The sequence below is a fragment of the Collinsella aerofaciens ATCC 25986 genome (genome assembly GCF_964259375.1).
Lineage (GTDB): Bacteria > Actinomycetota > Coriobacteriia > Coriobacteriales > Coriobacteriaceae > Collinsella > Collinsella aerofaciens_BO.
In genome coordinates this window covers 150232-174511 of sequence record NZ_CAXVJM010000001.1, presented here as the reverse complement: position 1 = coordinate 174511, position 24280 = coordinate 150232, and the positions used below count along the sequence as shown (strand labels likewise).

14 protein-coding genes are annotated in these 24280 nt (G+C 63.6%); 2 read left to right on the top strand and 12 right to left on the bottom strand.

Annotated features, from left to right (window positions below):
• Positions 1–188: 188 nt before the first annotated feature.
• The 11 genes from ACEXKH_RS00765 to ACEXKH_RS00715 form a co-directional block, all read right to left on the bottom strand.
• On the bottom strand, positions 189–1856 hold the full coding sequence (locus ACEXKH_RS00765; RefSeq protein ID WP_373572706.1) for a formate--tetrahydrofolate ligase: 1668 nt from the start codon (positions 1854–1856) through the stop codon (positions 189–191).
• Positions 1857–1987: 131 nt separating this feature from the next.
• Complete coding sequence (gene ruvB, locus ACEXKH_RS00760; protein ID WP_117735946.1) at positions 1988–3055, bottom strand: Holliday junction branch migration DNA helicase RuvB; 1068 nt, start codon at positions 3053–3055, stop codon at positions 1988–1990.
• The gene (ruvA, locus tag ACEXKH_RS00755) at positions 3055–3675 is read right to left on the bottom strand and encodes a Holliday junction branch migration protein RuvA (RefSeq protein WP_118079535.1); all 621 of its coding nucleotides are present in this window, start codon (positions 3673–3675) and stop codon (positions 3055–3057) included. Before ruvA ends, ruvB begins: the two co-directional genes overlap by 1 nt.
• On the bottom strand, positions 3675–4196 hold the full coding sequence (ruvC, locus tag ACEXKH_RS00750; RefSeq protein ID WP_022095142.1) for a crossover junction endodeoxyribonuclease RuvC: 522 nt from the start codon (positions 4194–4196) through the stop codon (positions 3675–3677). The genes ruvA and ruvC overlap by 1 nt, the downstream gene beginning before the upstream one ends.
• Before the next feature lie 137 nt (positions 4197–4333).
• Complete coding sequence (locus tag ACEXKH_RS00745) at positions 4334–6319, bottom strand: hypothetical protein (RefSeq protein ID WP_373572705.1); 1986 nt, start codon at positions 6317–6319, stop codon at positions 4334–4336.
• Between the two features lie 117 nt (positions 6320–6436).
• Entirely contained in the window at positions 6437–6799 is a 363-nt protein-coding gene (locus ACEXKH_RS00740; RefSeq protein WP_117786690.1) for a desulfoferrodoxin family protein, read from the bottom strand.
• Between the two features lie 150 nt (positions 6800–6949).
• On the bottom strand, positions 6950–10414 hold the full coding sequence (locus tag ACEXKH_RS00735; protein ID WP_373572704.1) for a DEAD/DEAH box helicase: 3465 nt from the start codon (positions 10412–10414) through the stop codon (positions 6950–6952).
• 160 nt (positions 10415–10574) lie between these two features.
• Positions 10575–14378, bottom strand: a complete 3804-nt coding sequence (gene dnaE / locus ACEXKH_RS00730) for a DNA polymerase III subunit alpha (protein ID WP_373572703.1) — start codon at positions 14376–14378, stop codon at positions 10575–10577.
• Between the two features lie 176 nt (positions 14379–14554).
• Entirely contained in the window at positions 14555–18187 is a 3633-nt protein-coding gene (locus ACEXKH_RS00725; RefSeq protein ID WP_373572702.1) for a UvrD-helicase domain-containing protein, read from the bottom strand.
• Positions 18188–18190: 3 nt separating this feature from the next.
• A complete protein-coding gene (locus tag ACEXKH_RS00720) occupies positions 18191–21289 on the bottom strand; it encodes a PD-(D/E)XK nuclease family protein (protein ID WP_373572701.1) in 3099 nt (1032 codons plus the stop codon).
• 220 nt (positions 21290–21509) lie between these two features.
• Positions 21510–21809, bottom strand: coding sequence for a YerC/YecD family TrpR-related protein (locus tag ACEXKH_RS00715; RefSeq protein WP_006235366.1), 300 nt, complete (start codon positions 21807–21809; stop codon positions 21510–21512).
• Between the two features lie 324 nt (positions 21810–22133).
• Between ACEXKH_RS00715 and ACEXKH_RS00710 the strand changes: the two genes are divergently transcribed.
• Entirely contained in the window at positions 22134–22499 is a 366-nt protein-coding gene (locus tag ACEXKH_RS00710; RefSeq protein WP_342996892.1) for a phage holin family protein, read from the top strand.
• A gap of 142 nt (positions 22500–22641) precedes the next feature.
• Here the strand turns inward: ACEXKH_RS00710 and ACEXKH_RS00705 are convergent, their stop codons facing one another.
• Positions 22642–23070: an RrF2 family transcriptional regulator gene (locus ACEXKH_RS00705; protein WP_346978940.1), complete on the bottom strand. Its 429-nt coding sequence runs from the start codon at positions 23068–23070 to the stop codon at positions 22642–22644.
• A 253-nt stretch (positions 23071–23323) separates the two neighbouring features.
• Between ACEXKH_RS00705 and cysK the strand changes: the two genes are divergently transcribed.
• Entirely contained in the window at positions 23324–24262 is a 939-nt protein-coding gene (cysK, locus tag ACEXKH_RS00700; RefSeq protein ID WP_373572700.1) for a cysteine synthase A, read from the top strand.
• Positions 24263–24280 lie beyond the last annotated feature (18 nt).

The following is a 24280-nucleotide window of genomic DNA, read 5'->3' as shown; positions in this document are numbered from 1 at the left end:
CCAACTACACCGTACGGGAGAAATCGTGATTCTTGTTGCGCAACATTGCCGCAACGACCCTATACGGATAGCCTCATTGACCCAACAGCCGCAAAATGATCCGTTTTCCTCCGTCCCCTTGGGATCAAAAAGCCCCGCCGGGCCTTGGTAGGCGCGGCGGGGTGGGCAAGCGGCTATGAGCAGCGGGCTTAGAACAGGCCGGTGATGTTGCCGTCGTTGTCGACGTCGATGTTCTCGGCCGCGGGAACCTTGGGCAGGCCAGGCATGGTCAGAACGCTGCCAGTCAGCGCGACCACAAAGTGGGCACCGGCGGAAACCTTGAGCTCGCGCACGGTGATGCGGAAGCCCTCGGGAGCGCCCAGCGCCTTGGCGTTGTCGCTAAAGCTGTACTGCGTCTTGGCCACGCACACCGGCAGGTTGCCAAAGCCGTTCTCGCGCAGCTCGGCGAGCTGGCGCTTGGCAGCCGGCGTAAAGTCGACGCCGTCGGCGCGGTAAACCTTGGTGGCAACGGCCTCGAGGGCGTCGGCCACATCGGCACCGTCCTCGTAGGCAAACTTGAGCTCACTCGGCTGCTCAATCAGGCGCATGACCTCATCGGCCAGGTCGAGCGCGCCCTCGCCGCCCTTGGCCCAAACCTCGGACAGCTTAACGTTGACACCGAGCTTCTGGCACTCGGACTCGATGAGCTCGAGTTCGGCCTCGGTGTCCGTCGGGAAGCGGTTGATGGCGACCACGCAGGGCAGACCGTAGACATTCTGAATGTTGTCGACGTGGCGCAGCAGGTTGGGCATGCCGGCCTTGAGGGCCTCGAGGTTCTCCTCGTTGAGGTCGGCCTTGGCAACACCGCCGTTGTACTTAAGCGCGCGGGCAGTGGCGACGACCACGACAGCGCTGGGGCGAACGCCCGTCATGCGGCACTTGATGTCCAGGAATTTCTCGGCACCCAGGTCGGCGCCGAAACCGGCCTCGGTAATCGCAACGTCGCCAAAGCGCATGGCCATGCGGGTGGCCATGATGGAGTTGCAGCCGTGGGCAATATTGGCGAAGGGACCGCCGTGGACAAACGCAGGGGTGCCCTCGAGTGTCTGAACCAGGTTGGGTTTGAGCGCGTCCTTGAGCAGGGCCGCCATGGCGCCCTGAGCCTTAAGGTCGCGGGCGCGGACGGGCTCGCCGGCATAGCTATAGCCGACAACGATCTCGCCCAAGCGCTCCTTGAGGTCATTGATGCTCGTGGACAGGCACAGGATCGCCATGACCTCGGAGGCAACAGTGATGTCGAAGCCATCCTCGCGCGGCACGCCTTGGGCCTTGCCGCCAATGCCGTCAATAACATGGCGCAGCTGACGGTCGTTCATGTCGACAACGCGCTTCCAGGTGATGCGCTTAACGTCGATGCCGAGCTGGTTGCCCTGCTGAATATGGTTGTCGAGCATGGCTGCCAGCAGGTTGTTGGCGGCACCGATGGCATGGAAGTCACCGGTAAAGTGCAGGTTGATGTCCTCCATGGGGATGACCTGGGCCCAACCGCCACCGGCGGCACCGCCCTTCACGCCAAACACGGGACCGAGCGAAGGCTCGCGCAGGGCCACGGCACTCTTGACGCCGCGACGACGCAGGCCGTCGGCCAGGCCGATGGTCGTGGTGGTCTTGCCCTCGCCTGCGGGCGTGGGATTGATAGCGGTCACGAGGACAAGCTTGGCCTGGTGATCAGTTGGCTCGTTGAGCAGGGAATAGTCGACCTTTGCCTTGTCGAAGCCGTACGGAATCAGATGCTTAACGTCGACGCCGGCGTTCTTGGCCACCTCGGTAATAGGCAGCGGCGTAACAGAACGTGCGATTTCGATGTCAGTAGGCATGGGCGGTCCTTTCGTTACCGGATGAGAAAAAGACCAATCCAGCATAGCACGCGCGCGCAATAGTAAAACGCCCGTAACCGACGAACGGCGATATGTTTACCCGATGCCCAGCGATAGCCTACAAACCCGTTCTAAACGGTCGGCTCAATTCCCAAATGCTCGAATGTGCGAAGCGTTGCCTGGCGACCCTGCGGTGTGCGAATCATCAATCCGCACTGCAGCAGATAGGGCTCGTAGACATCCTCGAGCGTACCCGGGTCCTCGCCCACCGCACTGGCAAGCGTGGTCAAGCCAACGGCACGGCCGGAGAACGTCTTGGCAAGTGTCTCCAAGATGCGAATATCCATCCAGTCCAAGCCAAGCTCGTCGATCTCGAAAAACTCGAGCGCCTGGCGGCAGATATCGAGCTCGATGGGACCGTTGCCGCGCACCTGCGCGTAGTCGCGCACGCGCTTGAGCAGACGGTTGGCCAAGCGCGGCGTGCCGCGCGAGCGCGAGCCGATCTCGAGCGCGCTCGGATGGTCGATCGTCACGCCCAGGATGGTTGCCGAGCGCGTCACGATCTGGGCAAGCTCCTCGACCGTGTAGTAGTCCAGGCGATACGAAATGCCAAAGCGGTCGCGTAGCGGGCCGGTCAGCATACCCGAGCGGGTCGTTGCCGCCACCAGCGTAAACTTGGGGATATCCAGGCGAATCGAGCGAGCGGCGGGGCCTTTGCCGATCACGATATCGAGCGCAAAGTCCTCCATAGCGGGATACAGGACTTCCTCGACCGAGCGATTAAGGCGGTGAATCTCGTCGATAAACAGCACATCACCCGGCTGCAAGTTGGTAAGGATAGCCGCCAGGTCGCCGGTGCGCGCGATGGCCGGGCCGCTCGTCGTCTTGATCTGAGCGCCCAGCTCGTTGGCGATAACGGTAGCCAGCGTGGTCTTGCCCAGACCCGGAGGGCCCGAGAAGATCACGTGATCGAGCGTCTCGCCACGGCTCTGCGCCGCCTCGATCAGCACGCGAAGGCTCTGCTTGATATGCTCCTGACCGCAGTAGTCGTCCAGGCGCTGGGGACGCAGGGTACGGTCGACATCGAGGTCTTCGGGCGTCAGCTCCGAGCCCACCATGCGCTCACCGTGCGCCATGGATGCCGCCGGCGAGTTGCCGGGCGTCGCCCACAGGTCCTGAGAGTCATCGGCTTCCCACATCACGCATCCATTCCGAGTCGCTTAAGCGCCGCGCCGAGCAAATCCTCGACACGCATATCCTGCCCATCATACCCGCTCAGGGCAACCTCGGTCTCCTGCGGGCTAAAGCCCATGGAGAGGAGCGCCGCACGGGCGTCATCGATTGCCGAGGGAGCGGCGGCGGGAACCGGCATCGCAACCTGGCCGGGAATCACGTCGACCGGCACAAAGCCCTTGTCCTTGGCAAAGGTACTCTTGAGCTCCAAGATGAGGCGCTGCGCGGTCTTTTTGCCCACACCGGGCACCTTGGCCATGCCCTTGTCGTCCTCGGCCATCACCAGGGAATACAGCTGTCCCACGGTATAGGTGGAAAGCACGGCAAGCGCCAGGCGCGGGCCAACACCCGACACGGACACGAGCCGGTCAAACATCGTGCGCTCGTCCTTGGAGGCAAAGCCAAAAAGTGTCATGGCGTCCTCGCGCACCTGCATACGGGTATACAGGCGAACCTCGCCGCCGGGCGTAGGCAGCGTGGCGGCAGTGCTGCCCGAAATACCGAGCTCAAAGCCCACGCCCGATACATCGACGACGGCCGAGCTCATCGTGGCCTCGACAAGCGTTCCATGGAGCTGGGAGATCATCAGTATCCGGTTCCTCTCTGTTGATAGAACTCGCCGCCGGTAAGCGCCCGGGTGCGGCTGAGGTTAACGTGGCAGATGGCGCAGGCCAGGGCATCGGCGGCATGGTCGGGATGCGGGTCGTGGTCGAGCTGTGTTAGCGTGCGTACCATGTAGGCGACCTGCCGCTTGTCCGCGGCGCCGGTGCCCACCACAGCCTGTTTGATCTGCATGGGCGTGTACTCGCCAATCTCGAGCGCGCATTCCGAAAGCGCTACGAGTGCAGCACCGCGGGCATGCGCCGTGGGGATGGCCGAGCGAACGTTGGCGCCAAAGTAAATGCTCTCGACAGCAGCCGTGTCGGGTCGATAACGCTCGACGACATCCTTAAGGTCATGGGCGATATGCGACAGGCGCACCGCGAGCGGACTTCCGGCACTGGTCTCGATGCAGCCGTAGGCACGGCAGCGAACCTCGCCACGCCGCTCCTCGATAATCCCCCAACCCGTATGAGCCAAACCGGGGTCAATGCCCAAGATAACCAAGCCGACCTCCCCTCGCCACAAGCACAGCGCAAGACAAGGCCCCGCGCATCATTCACGAACGTCTGTTCTAGAATAACACAACGGGGCCAAGATGCTTAGTTGAAGTATCGGGGTTGGGAGCGAATCCCGTCCCCAGTTTAGTTTTGAGAGAAGAACGGGAACTGTCGGGGATCAACCGGCGGTTGCGGCATCGGCGTGCCCTGGGGCCCGCCCTGCGGGCCACCCTGGCCGCCCATCATCTTATCGATGGCGTCCTGGACCTCGCCCTCAAACTTCTTCATGCCCTCGTGCAGGCGGCGTTGGCCGTCCTCAGAGCGCAGCTCCTCCATCTGCTCGGGCGAAATACCCAGCAGCTCGCCCAAAATGCCCATCATCTCGCCACGCATACGGTCGCTCGTATCGTCGTCGGCAAAGCGGCGCACCTCGGCGCGCGCCAGCGAATCGACCGTCATGCGCTCTTTACCGCTCAGCCCCAGGTCGGACCACGCGAGCATGTACGGCCAGGCGCGCTCGACAAACGAACGGGCCGAGACGATCGGCGCCGTCGGCAGCTGGCGGCGGGCGGCCTCACCCTGACGCACGAGCATCAGCAGCAGCGAGCAAGCCTCGGGCTTGCCGGCGGCCATCGGGATGTCGTCGAAGGGTCGGCTGCGGTCCACGTGCGCCTCGAGCGTGCCATCGACCTCGCCCGGCTCAAGCCCGCCGAGCAGCTGCGCCGCGCGATCGAGCATGTCGACCGGACCGTCAAGCGTCGAGAGCGCTTGCGCCAGTACGCGCTCCATGCAATCCTCCACCGCGTTGAGCGTCACGAGCTCCTGCGGCACCACGGCAGACGTGCGGTTGCGCACGCGCGCCACAAACTCGAGGGTCGACAGATACACATCACCAAAGGGCGCATAATCGCCCTGGTAGCCACCGCAAAGCGCCGGTGCCGCCAACGCGTACTCGGTCTTGGAAAGCGGGCTCAGAGCCATCGCGCCCAGCTCGAGCGCCGTGTCCTCCAGCATGAGGCCCAGCGTGCGAGAGCGCAGGCGCTCGGCGTCGCCCGCCGACACATCGCGGTCGAGCACACGCGCGGCATCCGGTGCATCGCGCTCAACCGTGCGAATATGCAGGCGCTCGGCAATGGCGCGGACGGCGGCACAGCGGGCAGCCTCGGCATCTTCCTGCGCCGGCGTAAAGATACGGTTGCGCCCCAGCACCAGGCCGACCACATTGCGCGGGCCCAGAGCGTCGACGGCCAGCGCCGCCAGCAGGGACGACGGCAAGTCGCCCTCGAGCGCCACCACGGCGCGCGACGTACCGCGGGCGCGGGCGTTATCGCGAACGGCGAGCACCAGCGCCTGCCACAGCCATTCCTCGGAGCGAAACTCGGGCAGCTCGTGGTCCTCCAAGGCATCGAGCATCACGCCGCGCTTGATCTCCTGAACCAGCAGGCTCTCCTCAAAACACGGCGCTTGGGCCACCACGCGGCCGCAGTCGTCGAGCACAAACGAGCCGCCGGTATACACCGACTCGTCGTACGCACCGACCGGCGCCATGCAGGCAAACCACACGCTGCGCTTAGATGCGATCTTGCGGTAGGCTCCGCTGCGCACGGCGGCGATCGCGGCGGTCTCGCGGTCGGTCATATCGAATGCGTTGAACTGGAAATAGGCAATGAGGTCGACGCCGGTCGGCAGCATCTCGAGCTCGCGGTCCAGGTCGAAGATAACCGCGATGCGCACGCCGTCCACGTCGAACACCGGCGGCGCCCAACGCGCGTCGTTGTTCTCGCCACGCTGCAGGGCAATGCTCGCACGCGCGGGTACCACGCGACCGTCCTTGAGCATCATATAGTCGAGCAGTGGCTGGCCCTCAAACGAAACCGCCGCGGGCACGATGCAGATCATATCGAGCTCTTGGATACGCTCGGCGACGCCGGTCAGACCCGTCAGCATGTCGTGCTCAAAGTCGGCAGCGCCCACCAGGCCGCCGGGCAGGGCTCCCATAAAAAGCGGAGCCGGCACGCACAGCACGCGCGCACCGCGCTCGTGGGCCAGGCGCGCCTGGTCCTCGATGCGACCGCAGATACCCTCAATATCACCCAGGCGCATATCGATCTGTGCAAGTGCGAGCTTCATGGCTCAGCCCTTTCCGTCGTAAACCGTCGCTATCGCAGTAAAAGCGCCGGCCGCAAGATGCAGTCGGCGCTTGCATGTGCATATGCTAGCTATGATACCCCGAGCGGGGGCGCGCTCCTAGAACGTCGCGGACCACAGCCCGTGCAGGTTGCAATAGGCATAGACGGTACCGGTCTTGGAGCCACCGGCAAAAAACGTCGCGGGCTTCATGCCGGGCTCAAGGTAATGGACCTCCAGACGGCCCTCGGCCTCAAGGGCAATCCACTCGATGTAGTGCTCGGGCACCATAGGATGCTCGACCGAGCCCACGCGCGCACGGATCACGTGACCGTCGCGCTCGCTCTCGACGACGGGCACGTGCTTCTCGTGCGCCGCGTCCTCGGTGTTCGCGGTCAGCTCCGTGCAGCCGGCAGGGGTTGCAACGTCGTTGCCAAGGGCGGCAATGAGCTTGCCGTCGGGGTCCTTAAAGAATTTCGCCATGATGTTCTCCTTTGCTGATGTGCCGATGTTCTCGATGCTTCTTATGCCCAAAGGCAAGCGAACCATCCACGGCATCGCAAATGAACACATAACGAGCGGGGACGATGGGGCAACGTGCGCTATCCGCCCTGGCGGCCCCACCCGAGCGGGTTAGCGCCCGTCGCCGCCGAGCAGTGCCAGAACATCCTCGCGGGTAAACAGCGCCGAGGAGATGCCGTCGCCGCCGAGCACACTGTTGACCAGGTCGCGTTTGGACTCCTGCATCTGCATGATGCGCTCCTCGATCGTGTCCTTGGCGATGAGCTTGTACACGGTCACGGTATGTTGCTGGCCAATACGGTGCGCGCGGTCGGTCGCCTGGTCCTGCGCGGCCACGTTCCACCACGGGTCGTAGTGGATGACCACGTCGGCCGCCGTCAGGTTGAGGCCCACGCCGCCCGCCTTGAGCGAGATCAGAAACACCGGCACCTCGCCCGCCTGGAACTGCGCGACCATCTTGGCGCGGCTCTCCTTAGACGATGCGCCCGTGAGCTTAAGAAAGCCGATGTCCTCCTTGGCCAGGCGCTTGCCAATGATATCGAGCATGCCCGTGAACTGGCTGAACAGCAGAATGTGGTGCCCGCCGTCGAGCGCACCGTGCACGAGCTCCATGCAAGCGTCGAGCTTGGCGCTCCCTGCCTTGTAGTCCTCGTAGTGTAGATGCGGGTCGCAGCAGATCTGGCGCAGCTTGGTGAGCTCGGCGAGCACCTTGAGCTTGTCTTTCTTAAACTCGGATGCCTCGCGATGCTGCACCTGCTGGGCGATACGGTCTTGGTTGGCCAGGTAGAGCTTGCGCTGCTCGCCGGTGAGCTGTGCCATGACGGTGTCTTCGATCTTCTCGGGCAGGTCGGCCACCACGTCTTCCTTAACGCGGCGCAGCACAAACGGCGACACGAGCGCTTGCAAGCGAGCGGCGCTGTCACCCTCGGCGTGCTCGACCGGGCTTTCGAAGCGCTTGGCAAACGACTCGCGCGAGCCAAGCAGGCCCGGCATCAAAAAGTCGAAGATGCTCCAGAGCTCGGACAAGCGGTTTTCGATGGGCGTGCCCGTCAGGGCAAAGCGCACACCGGCCGGCAGGCGCTTGGCGGCGCGCGCTACCTGCGTGAGCGGGTTTTTAATGTACTGGGCCTCGTCGAGCACAACGCGGACAAAGTCCTGCTCATCATACTCGTCGATATCGCGCCGCATAAGGTCATACGACGTCACGACCACGTTATGCTCGGCAGCGCCGGCTATCTGCACGCGGCGCTGCGCCTTGGCGCCCACGATAGCGCACACGTCGAGCGAAGGCGCAAAGCGCTCCAGCTCGGCGGTCCAGTTATACACGAGCGACGCAGGGCACACCACGAGCGTGGGCTTGGCATCCCCCGCCTCCACGCGCGCCAGGATATGCGCGATCATCTGCAGTGTTTTGCCCAAGCCCATATCGTCGGCCAAGATACCGCCGAGGCCCAGGTGCTCGAGCGAGCCGAGCCACTGGTAGCCGTCGACCTGATAGCCGCGCAGTGTGGCCTTGAGCGAGACCGGCACCGTAAAGTCCATCTTGCCGAGCGTATCCAAGCGCTCGACGGTGCGACGGAACGCAGCGTCGCGATCGGCTTCGAGCTCGGGCGTGCGCGCAAGCATGCTGTCGACAAACAGGGTACTCGACGCGGGAAGCGACACGCCGTCGAGCAGGTCGACAGCATCGACCCCCAGGTCCTCGGCAAGGCCAAACGCGGCACGGGCACCCTCGTCCAGGCGCACGATGTCGCCGGACGTCAGGCGCGCAAACGTCTGATGGCGCTTGTATGAGTCCAGATAGATGGCAAGATCTGCCGCTGAAAGACCGCTCGCGCCCAGTTCGACATCGAGCAGGTTGCTCTTGACGGTCGCGCGCACCGAAAGCTTGGGCGCAGGGCGGACCGAGATCTGGCGTAGGCGGTCGCTGAGCATGACCTCGCCCAGCTCGGACAGGGCAGACAGGCCCTCGGTGAGCAGGCAGAACAGGCTCTCGTCGTCGCGCTCCTCAAACGCCAGGCCGCCCTCGTAAAAGTCGAAATACAGGGCCGCCGTGTCCATAACGCGAAACTCTGCTATCTCGTCGCGCGGCGGCACGCCCGGGCGCTGTTCTTCGAAGGGGCTGCCCGGGGCACCCAGGCTAAAGAGATCTGCCGACCAATCGCCGTAGCTAACCGTAATCTTGCAGGTCACAAGCCCATCGTCGACACCGATTGCCATGGCAAAGCTCGGCTCGGGCGCCACGGTGTCGAGCACGGCGGGAGCGGTGAGGTCAGTGTATTCGCGCAGCACGGGCAGCGCCATGCGGCAGAATTCGCCCACCTGTTCGGCGGCGATATGGACCGGCGTGCGACAGGGCAGCAGACGCGACAGAAACGGTGCGGCATGCTGGGCAAACGCCGCATCGGCGCGGCGCGCGCGGTGCGTGTCGACCAGATAGGCAACGTCGCCCGAGACAAAGCAGTACATATCGGCGGGCAGACGCAGGTCGTAGCTGCCACCGGCCGCCGGCGCGATCTTGGCGGCAAGGAGCGGCGGCTGTTTTGCCGAGGCCTCGTCCTCCCCCACCGGCGATAACTCAACCGCAACCTCGTAGGAACGATGCGTCGTCGTTCCCCGCGACCAGGCGGGCTCAAAGGAAATGGTCCGGCCACGCAGCAAGTCCAGCATGTATACGATGTCATGCTCGGACAGCGGCAGCTGGCGCTCGGCGACAAAGCCACTGCGTGCAAAATCGTACGACGCCGAACGCGAACTTGTGATGTCGCTCAGATACACAACCGTTGCCACAACAAGGTCGAGTAGGCGCACCGAAACCTCGTCGAAGGCCTCGGGCGCATGGAGGAATGTAAGCTTTTTGCCGTACGAGAACGTGCCGCCGCGCACGTAAGCGGCGGCCATGCCGTCGATGTCCTTGACCACGTAGGACACCGAGCCGCAGCGGATGCGAAGCTCGAGCGCCCAGCTAAAGCGGTCGGCAAACAGCGGATTGTAGTACGGCACCAGCGAGGGCTCCAACACCGCCTTGGGGGCATCGGGGTCGACAGTGCCGGCGAGCTTGCGGCGCATGCCCGCCAACTCATCCATGCGCGCGTCCGAAAGATCGGAGAGCGCCTTCATGAGGCTCGGGCTCGTGGGGACGGGCGCCGGGAAGGGAAAGTTAGGGTTGACCGCTGGTGCGGCGGACGAGGGACGCGCGGCTTGCTTGGGCGCCGCCGTAAACGTGCGGACCGGCGTGCGCAGCCCCTCGACGGGCTCAATGCCGCTGGCATCCAGGTACGCCAGCGCCGTGGCGATGGCGTGCTTGCACATGCCGGGGTAGCGATAGGCAGCGGGGCAATCGCAGTCGTAGTCGATCACCTCGTGCTCGTCCATGTCGAGCGCCACGTGCGTCTTGTACAGGTCACCGCGCGAGCCGCGCACTGAGCCCTCAACCGTCACGTTTTTGGAGAAGCGCGAGCCGCTGTCCTCGATCGACAGCACGGCGCCGTTGAGCATGAGCGAGCGGCCCTTCATAAAGGTGCCGCTCAGCGCCGCCTCTTTCCGGAGCGCCTGCACAAACGTCCCCTGCGCCATCACTTCCTCCAATCCACACAGGGTAGCTAATTTGGGACGGGGCTATTTTAGCTACCCCCATATGTCGGTTGAGATGCATTCCGACCCCGACTCATTCGCCGTCAGCCAAAGGGTAGCTAAAATAGCCCCGTCCCAAATTAGCTACCCAGGCAAAATCATTTTAGATAACCGTCACTCTGCCTTGGTTACCCACGATGGCCTTGGCCTCGGCCAGCAGCGGAATCGAGCGCGCGTTGACCTTGGCAGGTACCTCGGCGCGCAGCACGCGTCCGTCCACCTGCTCGATAAAGATCTCCACGCGGTCGCCGCCCGGGTTAGTGGTGAGCACCGTGGCCAGGCGCGCCATATTGCCCTGGCTAAAGCGGCTGTTGGGCACCATGACCTCAAACACCTTGGGCTTGTTGTTCTCCTCGTTGAGCTCCAGCGGCACGATCTCCTGCGCGATGATCTGGTCGCCGCGGTCCGAGCGCTCGAGTTTGCCCTTGATGCGCACAAAGGCGTCGGACAGCTGCGCACCGGTCTCGGGATCGACCTCGCCGTACAGGTACCCCTCGGCCTCTTTATAGGTCTTGGGGAACACGACGACGGTGGCCTCGCCTTCCATGTCCTCGAGCTGCACGATGCCCATGGGGTCGCCGTTTTTGGTCACGCGCTTGGACACGCTCGAGACCATGCCGGCCCACCACAGCGCCTTGCCCTCGGGAATCTCCTGGTTGATGGTGCCGCCCGTAGAATTCTGAACTTCGTAGCCGGTGTCGATCTGCGAGAACGAGAAGTCGCGCGCTTTGCTGAGCGCATACTCAAACGGGCGCAGCGGGTGGTCCGAGACATAGATGCCCAGAACCTCCTTCTCCTGGCTCAGCTTAAGGTGGCGGTCCCATTCCTGGCCGTCCGGATCGGGCACGCTGACCTCGAAGCCCGAGCCCTCAACGTCACCAAACATGTCGAAGAACGAGGTCTGGCCGCTTGCGCGGTCCTTCTGGCGCTTCACCGCGGCATCGATGATGTTCTCGGGGTTGTTCTTGTCCACAAAGTGCATCATCTGGCGGCGCGGATAGCCCGTGGAGTCGAAGGCACCTGCCTTGATCAGCGATTCGATCACGCGGCGGTTGGCCTGGCTCGAGTCCACGCGCTCAACAAAGTCGTGCAGCGTCTTAAACGGACCGCCTGCCTCGCGCTCAGCGATAATCGCCTGCGCCACGCCGGTGCCCACGCCTCGAATACCGGCCAGACCAAAGCGCACGCCCTCCTTGGTAGCCGTGAACTCGGTGCCGGACTCGTTGACATCTGGCGACAGCACGGGGATGCCGTCGTGACGGCACGCCGAGACGTAGTGCACGATCTTGTCGGTCTTGCCCGTATAGGACGTCAGAACGGCCGCCATGTACTCGTGTGGATAGTGCGCCTTGAGCCACGCCGTCTGCATAACCAGGATGGCGTAGCCGGCGGAGTGCGACTTGTTGAAGGCGTAAGATGCGAACTCGAGAACATCGTCCCAAATCTTCTGGGCGACCTCGCGCGTGTAGTTGTTCTTGATAGCGCCGTTCATCCAGTGGTCGTAGGTGGTCTCGTCCGAGCCATCCTCCCAGTGGAGCACCGTCGACGTGAGCAGCTTGATCTTCTTCTTAGCCACGGGCTTACGGATACGCGAGTCCGATTCGCCCTTGGAGAAGCCGCACATCTCGACGGAGATGAGCATAACCTGCTCCTGGTAGACCATGGTGCCGTAGGTTTCACCCAGGATGTCGTCCAGACGGTCGTCGTAGGAGACGGCCGGCTCCTTGCCGTTCATACGGTTGATGTAGGACGAAACCATGCCGGCGCCCAGCGGGCCCGGGCGGTACAGGGCGATCAATGCCACGACGTGCTTGTACTCGGTGGGCTTCATGTTCTTGATCGTGGCCGTCATGCCGGCGGACTCGACCTGGAAGACGCCGGCAGTGTGGCCGGAGCCCATGAGCTTAAAGATCTCGGGATCGTCAAAGGGAATCTCTTCCTCTTTGATGTCGATGCCGAAGTTCTTCTTGATGTTTGCTTTGGCCTTGGAGATAACCGTCAGCGTACGCAGGCCCAGGAAGTCCATCTTGAGCAGGCCCATGTCGGCAACGGTATGGCCCTCGTACTGGGTAATCTCGACGCCGCCCTTGGTGTCGAGCTTGGTGGGCACGTGCTCGTTGACGGGGTCGCGGCAGATCAGAACGGCGCACGCGTGCACGCCCTCGCCACGGGTGAGGCCCTCGATCGAGAGCGCCGTGTCGATGATGCGGCGGGCGTCGTCGTCCTTTTTATATGCCTCGGCAAAATCGGGGTTAAACAGATCCTCTTTGCCGGGTTGTTTGTCGAGCACCTGCTTGAGCTTGACCTTGGGGTCGCTCGAGACCATCTTGGACAGACGCTGACCCATGTAGACCGGGTAGTCCAAGACGCGCGCGGCATCGTTGATGGCCTGCTTGGCCTTAATGGTCGAGTAGGTGATGACGTGGGTGACCTTCTCGGGGCCGTAGAGCTGGCGAACGTGCTCCACGACCTCGAGGCGCCGCTCATCGTCGAAGTCCATATCGATATCGGGCATCTCGGTACGCTGCGGAGACAGGAACCTCTCGAACATCAGGCCGTTCTCGAGCGGGTCGAACGCGGTGATGTTCATGGCGTAGGCGACGATAGCGCCGGCGGCCGAGCCACGGCCGGGGCCGACGCCGATGCCGTTGTCCTTGGCCCATTGCACGTACTCGGCAACGATCAAAAAGTAGGCGGCAAAGCCCTTGTCGCAAATGACCTTGTATTCGTACTCAAAGCGCTCTTTGATGTTGACGCCACCGATCTCGCGTGTGGCCCAGTCGTCACCGTAGTGCTGGCGCAGGCCCTTCTCGCACTCGCGGCGGAACTGGCTCTCGTGCGTCTCGCCGGGATCGAGCAACGGGAAGCGCGGCAGGATGATGGAGTCCCAGTCGAGCTCCACGTAGCACTTGTCGGCAATCTCGAGCGTGTTGTCGCAGGCCTCGGGGCAATACGGGAACATCGCCCGCATCTCCTCCTCGGTCTTCATGTAAAACTCCGAGCCGGTCATGCGCATGCGGTTGGGGTCGTCGACTTTGGCGTTCATGCCGATGCACATGATGACGTCCTGCACGGGGGCGTCCTCGCGGCGCAGGTAATGGAAGTCGTTGGTGGCGATGACCTTGACACCCACCTGCTTGGCGATATCGATGAGCGTGCGGTCCATCTGCTCGTCGGTCAGGCCGTTATCGGTGGTAATGCCGTGTTCCTGAATCTCGATATAAAAGTCGCCGGGGTCGAAGGTATCGCGGAAGGTCTCGGCCCATTTAATGGCGCCTTCCATGTCACCGCGGTCGATGTACTTGGGAATAATGCCCGCGATACAGGCGCTGGTGCAGATCATGCCCTTGGCATGACGGCGCAGGTTGTCGAGCGTCACGCGCGGCTTGTAGTAAAAGCCCTGCACGGCGGCCTCGGAGACCGTCTGCATCAGGTTGACGTAGCCCTCCTGGTCCTTGGCCAGAAGGATCATGTGGTAGAGCTCGGGCTTATGGTCGCGGGCGAGCGTCTCGTCCGGCGTAAAGTAGACCTCGCACCCAAAGATGGGCTTGATGACCAGGGGCGGCTTGAGCTCGTCGATGTTGCCCTTCTCGTCCCACATGGCCATGTCCTTCACATACTGGGCATGCTCGCGGGGGTTTTCCTCGGGATCGGGCTCCACCAGCTCGTCGCGGCGGTCCTTTTCTAAGAAGGCCTTGTCGTGACTCCAGGTTTTGTACTCGGGCGTGTTGTGGTTGACGGCGTCGCAGGCCAGCGCCAGGTCGGGCACGCCGTACATGTAGCCATGGTCGGTAATGGCGACGGCGGGCATGCCCAGCTCAACGGCGCGGTTGACCATATCCTGGATACGGGTTGCGCCGTCGAGCATGGAGAAAACAGTGTGATTGTGCAGATGGACGAATGCCATGTGATGAGCTCCGATGCGGGTTCGTGTTCTGACTGAACGATTTTACCCCACGGCACGGACAGCACCCGAACCTAGCCAAACCCACACGGCTCCTCTTGCAGTTGCGGTGAAATAGTTCCCGCTTGGGCCATCTGGGCCGCAATACAGGAACTATTCCACCGCAAGTTATCTGAGGGCTAGAGATTGTAGGTGACTACTTGGGGCTCGGCGGGATTGACGAAGAGAGTCGGATCGGCCTGTTCCACGCGGACGAACTTGACGGTCACGGCCTCAAAGCCCGCCTTGTGTAGAACATCAGCGTAGACGCGCGCCTGCAGGACGTGCTTCTCCTGCAACTGTTCCGGCGTCTCATCCGGCGTGCCGCCCGTCTTGTAGTCGATGACCAGCGCGCGTGACGGATCGGCCGGGTTCGTCGCCAAAGCGTCGATGGCGCCCTCGGCATATGCACCGTAGCGAGCGATGTCCTCGTCCTCGCAGCCCAGCGAAAAGAACGGCACCTCGGCGCGAACGCACGGCCACGCGAGCAGGTCGGCACGAACGGCCGACTTGAGCCAGCGGTCCAGAGCAACGTCGAAGCGTTCGCGCTGCTCCGGCGTCAGGCACCACAGACGCGCCAGTGCATCGGCACGCGCGGCGGGCAGCGCATCGGCACCCATCTCGATCAGCCACTGGCAGGCGGCATGGAACGCCGAGCCCAGCGCCATGGGGTTGCCGGCGGGCTCAACGGCGGCCACGTCTGCATCCGTCATCTCGGAACCATCCGACTCCGCATCATCGCCGGCCTCGTCCATGGGCACGTGCGTCTCGGCAGCACGGTCCTCGGACTCGGCATGCAGCGCCGCTGCAATTGACGAGTAGCTGTACGAATCGCGCGCCGGATACGGGCAGATGCCCATTCGCACGCCCACCGCCTGGGGATACACGAGCTCAAACGCATCGGGCTCAGGGTCGGCAGGACCGGGAACGGCGGCGCGGGCATCTGCACCGGCGCCCTCCGGCTCCGCATCGCCGCGGACAAGCCTGCCCTCGGCATCCAGCGAAGCGTTGGCCTCAAACGCCTGCTCGCCAAAGGTAAAGTCCGCGAGCGAAATGAGCTCGTAGTCGCCCGGCTGGGAGTTGTCGAACACCAGGCGGTCGGCATCGAGCTGCGGCATGTCCAGAGCGTCGGTAGGCAGAATACGGCGCAGCACGTCGTAGGTCAGATCGGTCTCGACGTCGAAGGTCGGCGCCGTCACCTTGCCACGGCTCACGCCGGCATCCATCGCCAAGATCACCAGCTCGCGCGCACGCGTCATGGCGACATAGAGCAAACGAGCCCGCTCTTCGAGCGAAAGCTGCAGGTCGTCGTTGCGCAGGCGAGCAAATGCCTCAGCGGGAGAACCCGTCGCGCAGACGTCCTCCATGAGCTCCGGCGGCAGCCATAGCGACGTGCCCTTGCCCTTAAACGCATGCTCAAACTGCTTTTTAACGTCGTCGCCCTTCACAAAGGTTCCGTCGGCGAGCTTAACGCCGTCGAAGCGTGCAGGCAGTGCCACAACCTGCGCCCCGCCCTCGACACGCCCCATCTGAGCCGCACCGGACGATTTGCGCACGCCAAAGCACTCGGCGACCGCCACGACCGGATATTCCAGGCCCTTGGATGCGTGCACCGTCATGATGCGCACTGCGCCGTCGCCCTCCTCGTTGAGGGCACCCGGGGCTTCCTTGCCCGCTAGGAAGCGATCGAAGGCAAGCGCGATGGAACGCGGCGAGTTGCCGAACTCGGCCTCCGCCTCGGCCACAGCGTCGAGCGCCTTGAGCACGTTGGCGGCAATGGCCTTGCCCTCGGGACCACGCTGTGCCAGACGCACAAACCAGCCGGAGGCGTTGACCACGTCGCGCGCGATGGCTGCGAACGAATCGCGGCCCACGCGACGAAGCGCATACCGCAGTACCTCGCGGGCGCGCGTCACGAGCGGCAGGTCTTGCAGGCCCGGCACATCGGAATCGCTCATGATGCCCACGTCGATATTCCTGCGCGAGGTCTCCCCCGTCTGCTCGTCGAGCTTGGTCGCCAGCGCTAGGAACTCCTGGGCGCCGAGCGCAAACATCGGCGAGGCCAGCAGCGGCATAAGGCCCTGCGCCGTATCGGCCGGATTGGCGAGCGCACAAACCAGGGCGCGCACCGTCTGCACCTCGGCGGCTTGGGCAAAGACCGAGCCGCCCGCGATGACGCAGTCGAGCCCCTGGTCGCGGAAGGCCTGTGCGTAGACGTCTGCGTTGGTCATGCGACCCAGCAGCAGCACCATGCCGCCCTGGGGCTGGCCGGCATCGGCAAGCGCGCGGAATCGCTCCGCGATTGCACGGGCCTTGGCCTGTGTGCGCTCCTGCGTGCTGCCGCCGGCAACAAAGAGGGCCTGGCGACGCGAGGCATCTGCCACCAGCGTGTCCTTGCGGCCGTCGCTCGCCTCAAGATCCAAAAAGCCCTGCATCAGGCCGCCGTCATCGCCGTCGAAAACGCGTGCCACGTAACGCAGTACCTCGTCGTGACTGCGGAAGTTGCGCACGAGCTTGACGAGCTCGCCGGTGGGGACATCCAGCGTGGCAACCGTCTCGGACGCCGCCGTCGATCCCACTTTGCGCTCCTGGCGACGGAAGACCTCGACCTCGGCGCCGCGGAAGCGATAGATCGACTGCTGCGCATCGCCCACGGTACACAGCGCGCGCTCCCCCGCACCCGTCAGGTAGCGGATCAGATCGACCTGCATCTGGTCGGTATCCTGAAACTCATCGATCATGACCATCTTAAAGCGGCCCTCGTACGCAGCGCGAATGGCCGGGTAATCGCGCAGGGCCTCGTAGGCCATGCGCAGCAGGTCGTTGTTGTCGAGGGCAGACTGGCCGGCCTTCAGCGCGCGATACTCGGCCTCTACAGAGCGGGCCAAGCCCACCAGCGCATCGAGCGCGGGACCACCGCAGGCCAGCGCGATATTGATAAATGCATCGGCAGCCTCGGCCTTGAGCAGCTCGACCTGCTCCTTGGGGAACGCCTTGCTCGCGCGCGGCATGGTGCACGACATCATGAGCCGCGCCGCATCGGCCATGGTCTTGCCGCTCGCCTCGAACGCATCGATGGCGTCGAGTGCAACCTGCGCCTTCTCGGTCGCCGCCTTGCTTGCACCCAACGCCGATCGATAGGCATCGGCGAGTGCCGAGGTATCGGCCTGGCCGCGCGCCACGCGCACGTCGTCCATACCGCCCGGCAGCTGGCTCGACAGCTCCAGCAGCTCGCGCACCAGGCCCTTGATGGTGGTGCCGGCGCCAAAGGGGCCGCCCTCGCCCGCCATGGGATACCAGGCGTAGAGGGCCTTGAGCGATGCCGCGAGCTCGGGGGCGGCATCGGGCGCCGTCGCGCGGGCCAGCACATGCTCAACAGCCTGGTCCATAAGCTCGTCGGTATCGGTGAGCACCGTGAACTCGGGGTCGATGCCCAGCTCCAGCGCATGCGCGCGCAGGATGCGCGAACACATGCCGTGAATGGTCGAGATCCACGCATCGTCGACGGTCAGGGCCTCCTCGTCCATGCCCTCGTCGATGAGCGCGCGGCGCACGCGGTCACGGATCTCGGCCGCGGCATCTTTGGTAAAGGTAATGGCGAGCACCTGGTCCAGATGCTCAACGAACGGACCAGACTCGGGCGAGAGCGCGTAGACGATGCGGCGCGTAAGGGTAAAGGTCTTGCCCGAACCGGCGCCCGCCGAGACAAACAGCGGACGGTCGAGCGTTTTGACGATCCGCAGCTGTTGCGGCATCAAAGTCGAAAGATCCATGGTCTACACGTCCCTCCTTACAAACGTTCCTTCGTGGTTATACGAGCAGCGCGCATGCGCGGCCTGAGCCGACATCGGGTCGACGGCGGCAACGTTGCCCGCCTCGAGCTCGCGCAGGCGCTCGGCGATGCCGGCCTCCACACGATCGAGCAGGGCGTCGAAGTCCATGCTGCCGCCCTCGCCCGGAAAGCCCTTCTTAAGGCCCGGGATGCGACCGTCGCCGCGCTCTTCCTCGAGCAGCTCGGCACTCGCGGCGCCTCGCAGCGCCGGCTTGCCGCCCTTGGTCGAAAAGTAGAGCGCCGCGCGGGTGTCCAAATCCAGCGCCCGGCGCATGGCCTGCGCGTAGATGAGCGTTTGGGTATGGGGCGGCAACCAGCGCGGATCGTCGATGGGCGCCGTACCCGATTCCTCGTCGCGCACCGTGGGGTCGGCGAGCTTAAACTCCTCAACGCCCGTGCGATGCTTGTAGTCGATCACCACGGCACGATTCTCGGCGTCCACGTCCACGCGGTCGATGCGCCCGCCAAGCGGCCAACCGGCATACTCGACCTTGAGCTCGTTGAAGGCGAACTCCAGGTAGCGCGGGGCAAAGGGGGCAAGTGCCTCGGACTCGTAGGCAAGCACGCCCTCCAGCTGCGGCAAGATCTCGGCCACCTGGCGCTCCTCTACCGCAGAGAGCGGCACCAGCGGGCCCTCCGTGCCTCGCTTGCCGGCGTGCTCGGCCAACGTCTCGTCAAAGACCTCGTGCAGCAGCTCCTGAGCGCGCGACAGATTCTCGGGCGTCACGCGCTCCATGCCCTCCTGGGGCAGGCGGGCATGCAGGTGCTCCAGCACATCGTGGACAAAGTTGCCCTTCTCCATATTTCCAAAGCCCGCGTCGATGGACTGGGGCTTCACGCGATACGACACGAACCAGCACAGCGGGCATGTCGAGTACGCCTCAATCTGCGAGGCGGACGTCAGGCGCGGCACGAGCGGCGCGTTCTCGTCCTCGCCATCGCGGCGGCGCAGGACCAGGTACGGCACAGCCGCCTCACTCAAATGCTGAGGAGCCTCGCACGCGACGCGCTTGCACTCGATGCCCTCGCCGGCCGCTGGATCAAAATCGGCGACGATACCGCCCTCGCCCACGCGCGTGGGTTTGACAGCGCCAGTGGCCTCGGCGTGCGCCCGCAACTCGGTCCACACGGCAGCCGGATAGCACTCGTGCGCCTGGCGATCGTGGGTCACGCGGGCAAGCACAACCGGACCGCGCGCGGCCTGCATCGCGCGGCCAAAGCGCACACGCAGCAGGGCCGCGGGCTCAAGCGTCACACCGTTGCGATCCAACTCTGCCGTCAGCGTGGCCAGCGGGCCCTCCTCATGTGAGAGCGGATAACTGTCCAGGTCGACGTCGGCAAACAGCACGGCATCGTAGCTGGCGGGGCGCAGGGCTGCCGCATCGGCAAGCGACGCAAAGCGCACCTGGGCGCGCGGCGTGCGGTCGACCTCGTAGGTCTCGTAATCGTATGCGGCGCTGCGCTTGTCCACCTTGGTACGAACGCCGTCGAGCACGGGCACGGTCGCGGCCTGCGACACGTCGAGCGCGCGGGCGTCGTTCATAAGGATGTCGATGGCATGTCGCAGTAGGGCGGTCTCCGCCTGGCGACGAGCCTGACCGTCAAAGCCTCCAAGGGCGCGATCGGGCAACGCCTCGGCGACGGCGAGCATTGCCTTGAGCGCCGTCACGGGTTTGTCGCGCCACAGCGCTTGGAACACGTCCGAGACCACGCACGGCACGTTCTTAAACCAGTTCTCATCGCTGGCGGCCTTGCGCGTGCCCCTGACCTGGCCCCGCACGCTCTGCAGCAGGCTTTTGACGGCCATGGCGGTCTTGCCGCGCGACAGGCGCATGTTCTTGTCGAAGGTGCGCGCGCTGGCGGCGTCGGCACCCGAAAGCGGACTGTAAATCCAGTCGGTAAGCTCCGGCGCGGGCCACCACTCGGTCTTGGAGGCGGTGCCCTCGTCGGCGGCCTTCATGCGCTCGATCAGATTGGCGAGCGCCGTGAACTGCCTGCCCGCGATGGATTGGGAAAACGCCGTGAACTCGATTGTCTCAGCAGCAATGTGACGCGCCGCCAAACGGGCAGCGAGTTCACCGAACAGCTGGGGCGCCCGGGCAGACACCACGAGCACGCGCACGGCGTCCGCGGACGCCGCGACACCGCCGTCGACCGCGGCGTCCTCACACGTTTTTACCAGCTCATCGATTGCATCCACATAGGCGTGGGCACGGGCGTGAGGGCCGGCAACCTCTATAAAGGCAGGCTGAGCGGCGGACTTGAAGGCAGTCTGGGGCGCGGCGGCACCCTCCCCCAGCGGCGCGGCCTCAAACAGCACACCGCGGGCATCAAAGGCAGCAGCCAGGTCCTCGCGCATTGCCGCCTGCTCGCGGGCAAGCAGCACAACGACCTCTCCCCCGTTGTTTGCCACGGCGGACAGCAACTCGAGCAGGCCGTGCGTAAACGACGTGACGCCGCGCACACATACCGCGCGGGCGCACGCCGGAAGGTTGTTCGCCAGGGCTTCTGCCATCATATCGGCGGCTTCGCAGGGCTCGACCATGCCTCGACGGTCCAAGCCGCCCGCATAGGCACTCAACAGCTCGAACACGCGAGCCTCGGCGTCGCTCTTGGGATCGGGCTGGCAAACGTCGCCGCAGCAGCGCTCGGCACCCGTTCCCGCTACGCCCGGCAGCACATCGCGGGCCATGCGCGCGAGCATGCGCACCGTGCCCTGACTGCGCGAAAGCGGCTGCAGGTCGGCATCGTCACGACGAGCGATCATGTCCGAGAACAGCATCTGGCGCTGCATGTTGTCGACGAAGCTGCGGCCATCGCCCATAAGCTCCCACAGCGAACGAAGCCACGACGCGGGGGTTTTGTAGTCAACACCCAGCGAGGCGCCAGCAACCGCAGCATCGTGACGGCACAGGTCGAGCTCGGCAAACGAGGGCGCCAGCAAAACGACACGCCCGTGGCGGGCAACCAGGTCGGCGAGCAACGCCGCCTCGGCATCGCTCAAGTCCGTACCGGTATTGGTGGTATAGATTCGAACAGGCATGGTCCTCCACTCAAACCGTTCGCAATAATCAATGCATCCATCCTACCCGCCCATGCGGACAGATTTGCCCCGCGCCAACAGATTTGATCCCTTGGGGACGGAGGAAAACGGATCACCGAGGGGGTCAGTCTAACCCGACGATCCGTTTTCCTCCGTCCCCAAGGGATCAAAAAACCGCCCCCGAAGGAACGGTTCTGCGAAATTCGTTTTTGCCGCTGGCCTACTCGCCATCCTCCAGTTTGATGAGGATCTTGCGGTAGCCACCGTACTCGCCGTTCAGCGCCTTTGAAACGCGGCTCACCGTGGTGGACGAAGCGCCGGTGCGGGCCTGAACCTCAACATAGGGCTCGCCCTCATCCAGATAGCGCGCGACCTGCAGGCGCTGAGAAAGATCGCAAATCTCGCGCGGCGTGCAGATATCGGTTAAAAACGCCTGGATATCGTTCTCGTCATCCAAAAGACTAAATGCGTGGACCAGCTGCTTGACATCAGGCTTGTCAAACATGTTCTCGATATTCATCGATCACCGCCAAACCCGCCATAAGGCATCGAAGTTGATACTGACATCGGGCATCGTTCGCCCGTAATATGCAATAAAACTATGCATGGGCTATTTGCCCGTAGCAGTGTAGCACACCACCAAACTAAAGCGACAAGACTCTCTGTCAGCGGCACGTTTTTCAGGACGAACGCCGTTTAGAAACCGAATGCGCACGTAAGCTCCACGATTATTTGAGACAATGGGCGCCCAAACACCGCGGCGCGCCCGCGCAACCATCCAAGTCGCCGCCGCAAGCCGCTTCACGCGACGCCAGCAACCCCGGCGCAAGAAAGGATTCACGCCATGCGCTTTATGCTTAACTGGCTCTTCACCTCGATCGCCATCGCGATCGCCACGTTCCTCGTCCCCGGTATCCAACCCTTCGGTTTTGCCGAGGCCTGGGTCTGCTTTGCCTTTGTGGGACTGTTCCTCAACATCGTCGATTCGTTCGTCAAACCGTTCCTCACGGTCATCTCGCTGCCGCTCACGATCATTACGCTCGGCATTTTCCAGCTCGTGCTCAACAGCTTTATGCTGGAGCTCGCCAGCTACCTGTCGGTCAACCTGTTGGGCGTCGGCATCTCCATCGCCGGCTTTGGCTCGGCCTTTATGGGCAGCATCCTAGTGTCCATCATGCGCAGCATCCTCGATAGTCTTGCCGAGGACTAAAACGCCCATTCCGACCGTGTCCGTCTCAACAGCCCAAAACGAAGGCCGCCCATCGCAAAAATGGGCGGCCTTCTTATTTGTCAATCCTCAGAGGGCAAGAAAATCTACCATTTCCACCCCGTCCCCAAATGGCAGGTGTGGGTTAGATGACGTAGTCGTAGCCTTCGCTGGGGGCGACGAGCTGGTCGAGCGTCACACCGTCGAGGTAATCGTTGATGAGCTTGTCCAGGTTCTTCCACACGTCGAGCGTGGGGCACTCATCAGATCGCGAGCAACCCTTGCAGTCGCCATCCAGACAGGCGACCGGCGCCAGGCTGCCCTCGGTCAGGCGCAGGATCTCGCCCACCGTGTACTGCTCGGGCGGGCGCGTGAGCACATAGCCGCCGCCCTTGCCACGCATGCCCGAAAGCATGTTGGCGCGCACGAGCGTAGCCAAGATGTTCTCGAGATATTTCTCGGAAATCCCCTGTCGCGCCGCGATCTCTTTGAGTGGGATGCGACCGGCCGCCTGGTGCTCGGCCAGGTCAACCATAACGCGCAGGGCGTACCTGCCCTTAGTAGAAACCAACATATATAGTGCTGCCTTTCGGTCTTTTAGTCCGTTGAAATTCTAGCCGAAAAATTGGGTTTGAAAATACCCGTTCCGGTCAAGATGGTTAATCGACTCGTAATAATCTTCTATTTCCTATTGCATTACTAGGCTTTAGTGTCTACTATGCTTGCCAACAGCTAAACGAACAACCTATAAGGTTTATGGGTTTAGCTGCTACACGCACCGTGAAACCACACGGCAACCAGCAACTTGAACACTTTGGAGGTTCACCATGAGCAAGGTTTACACGTCCATCGATCAGCTTATCGGCCACACCCCGCTTCTGGAGCTCACTCACTTTGAGGCCGACGAGGACCTCAAGGCTCGCGTGCTCGTCAAACTGGAATACTTCAACCCCGCCGGATCCGTTAAAGACCGCGTCGCCAAGAACATGATTGACGAGGCCGAGAAGGCTGGCAAGCTCGTGCGCGGCGGCGACTACACCATCATCGAGCCCACGAGCGGCAACACCGGCGTCGGCATCGCCTCGGTGGCGGCCGCCCGCGGCTACAAGGTGATCATCACCATGCCCGAAACCATGTCCGTCGAGCGCCGCAAGCTGATGCAGGCATACGGTGCGCAGCTCGTGCTCACCGACGGCTCCAAGGGCATGAAGGGCGCCATCGCCAAGGCCGAGGAGCTGCAGAAGGAGACTCACAACAGCATCATCGCCGGCCAGTTTGTGAACCCCGCCAACCCCGCCATTCACAAGGCCACGACCGGCCCCGAGATCTGGGACGACACCGACGGCAAGATCGACATCTTCGTCGCCGGAGTTGGCACCGGTGGCACCGTGACCGGCGTGGGCGAGTTCCTCAAGGAGCAGAACCCCGAGATTAAGGTCGTCGCCGTCGAGCCCGCCACCTCCCCGGTGCTCTCCAAGGGCCAGGCCGGCCCGCACAAGATCCAGGGCATCGGTGCCGGCTTTGTGCCCGACGTCCTCGACACCCAGGTCTATGACGAGATCATCCCCGTCGAGAACGACGACGCCTTTGCGACCGGCCGCGCCGTGGGCCACAAGGAGGGCGTGCTCGTGGGCATTTCGTCCGGCGCCGCCGTGTGGGCCGCGCTGCAGCTGGCCAAGCGCCCCGAGAACGAGGGCAAGACCATCGTGGCCCTGCTTGCCGACACCGGCGAGCGCTACCTGTCCACGGCGCTCTTCCAGGACTAAGGGCCCGTCACTTGTCGA

Bases quoted from the DNA above. Each gene is read 5' to 3' on its own strand.
- ACEXKH_RS00765 (WP_373572706.1), bottom strand. From the start codon at position 1,856: ATGCCTACTGACATCGAAATCGCACGTTCTGTTACGCCGCTGCCTATT.
- ruvB (WP_117735946.1), bottom strand. From the start codon at position 3,055: ATGTGGGAAGCCGATGACTCTCAGGACCTGTGGGCGACGCCCGGCAAC.
- ruvA (WP_118079535.1), bottom strand. From the start codon at position 3,675: ATGATCTCCCAGCTCCATGGAACGCTTGTCGAGGCCACGATGAGCTCG.
- ACEXKH_RS00745 (WP_373572705.1), bottom strand. From the start codon at position 6,319: ATGAAGCTCGCACTTGCACAGATCGATATGCGCCTGGGTGATATTGAG.
- ACEXKH_RS00740 (WP_117786690.1), bottom strand. From the start codon at position 6,799: ATGGCGAAATTCTTTAAGGACCCCGACGGCAAGCTCATTGCCGCCCTT.
- ACEXKH_RS00735 (WP_373572704.1), bottom strand. From the start codon at position 10,414: ATGGCGCAGGGGACGTTTGTGCAGGCGCTCCGGAAAGAGGCGGCGCTG.
- dnaE (WP_373572703.1), bottom strand. From the start codon at position 14,378: ATGGCATTCGTCCATCTGCACAATCACACTGTTTTCTCCATGCTCGAC.
- ACEXKH_RS00725 (WP_373572702.1), bottom strand. From the start codon at position 18,187: ATGGATCTTTCGACTTTGATGCCGCAACAGCTGCGGATCGTCAAAACG.
- ACEXKH_RS00720 (WP_373572701.1), bottom strand. From the start codon at position 21,289: ATGCCTGTTCGAATCTATACCACCAATACCGGTACGGACTTGAGCGAT.
- ACEXKH_RS00715 (WP_006235366.1), bottom strand. From the start codon at position 21,809: ATGAATATCGAGAACATGTTTGACAAGCCTGATGTCAAGCAGCTGGTC.
- ACEXKH_RS00710 (WP_342996892.1), top strand. From the start codon at position 22,134: ATGCGCTTTATGCTTAACTGGCTCTTCACCTCGATCGCCATCGCGATC.
- ACEXKH_RS00705 (WP_346978940.1), bottom strand. From the start codon at position 23,070: ATGTTGGTTTCTACTAAGGGCAGGTACGCCCTGCGCGTTATGGTTGAC.
- cysK (WP_373572700.1), top strand. From the start codon at position 23,324: ATGAGCAAGGTTTACACGTCCATCGATCAGCTTATCGGCCACACCCCG.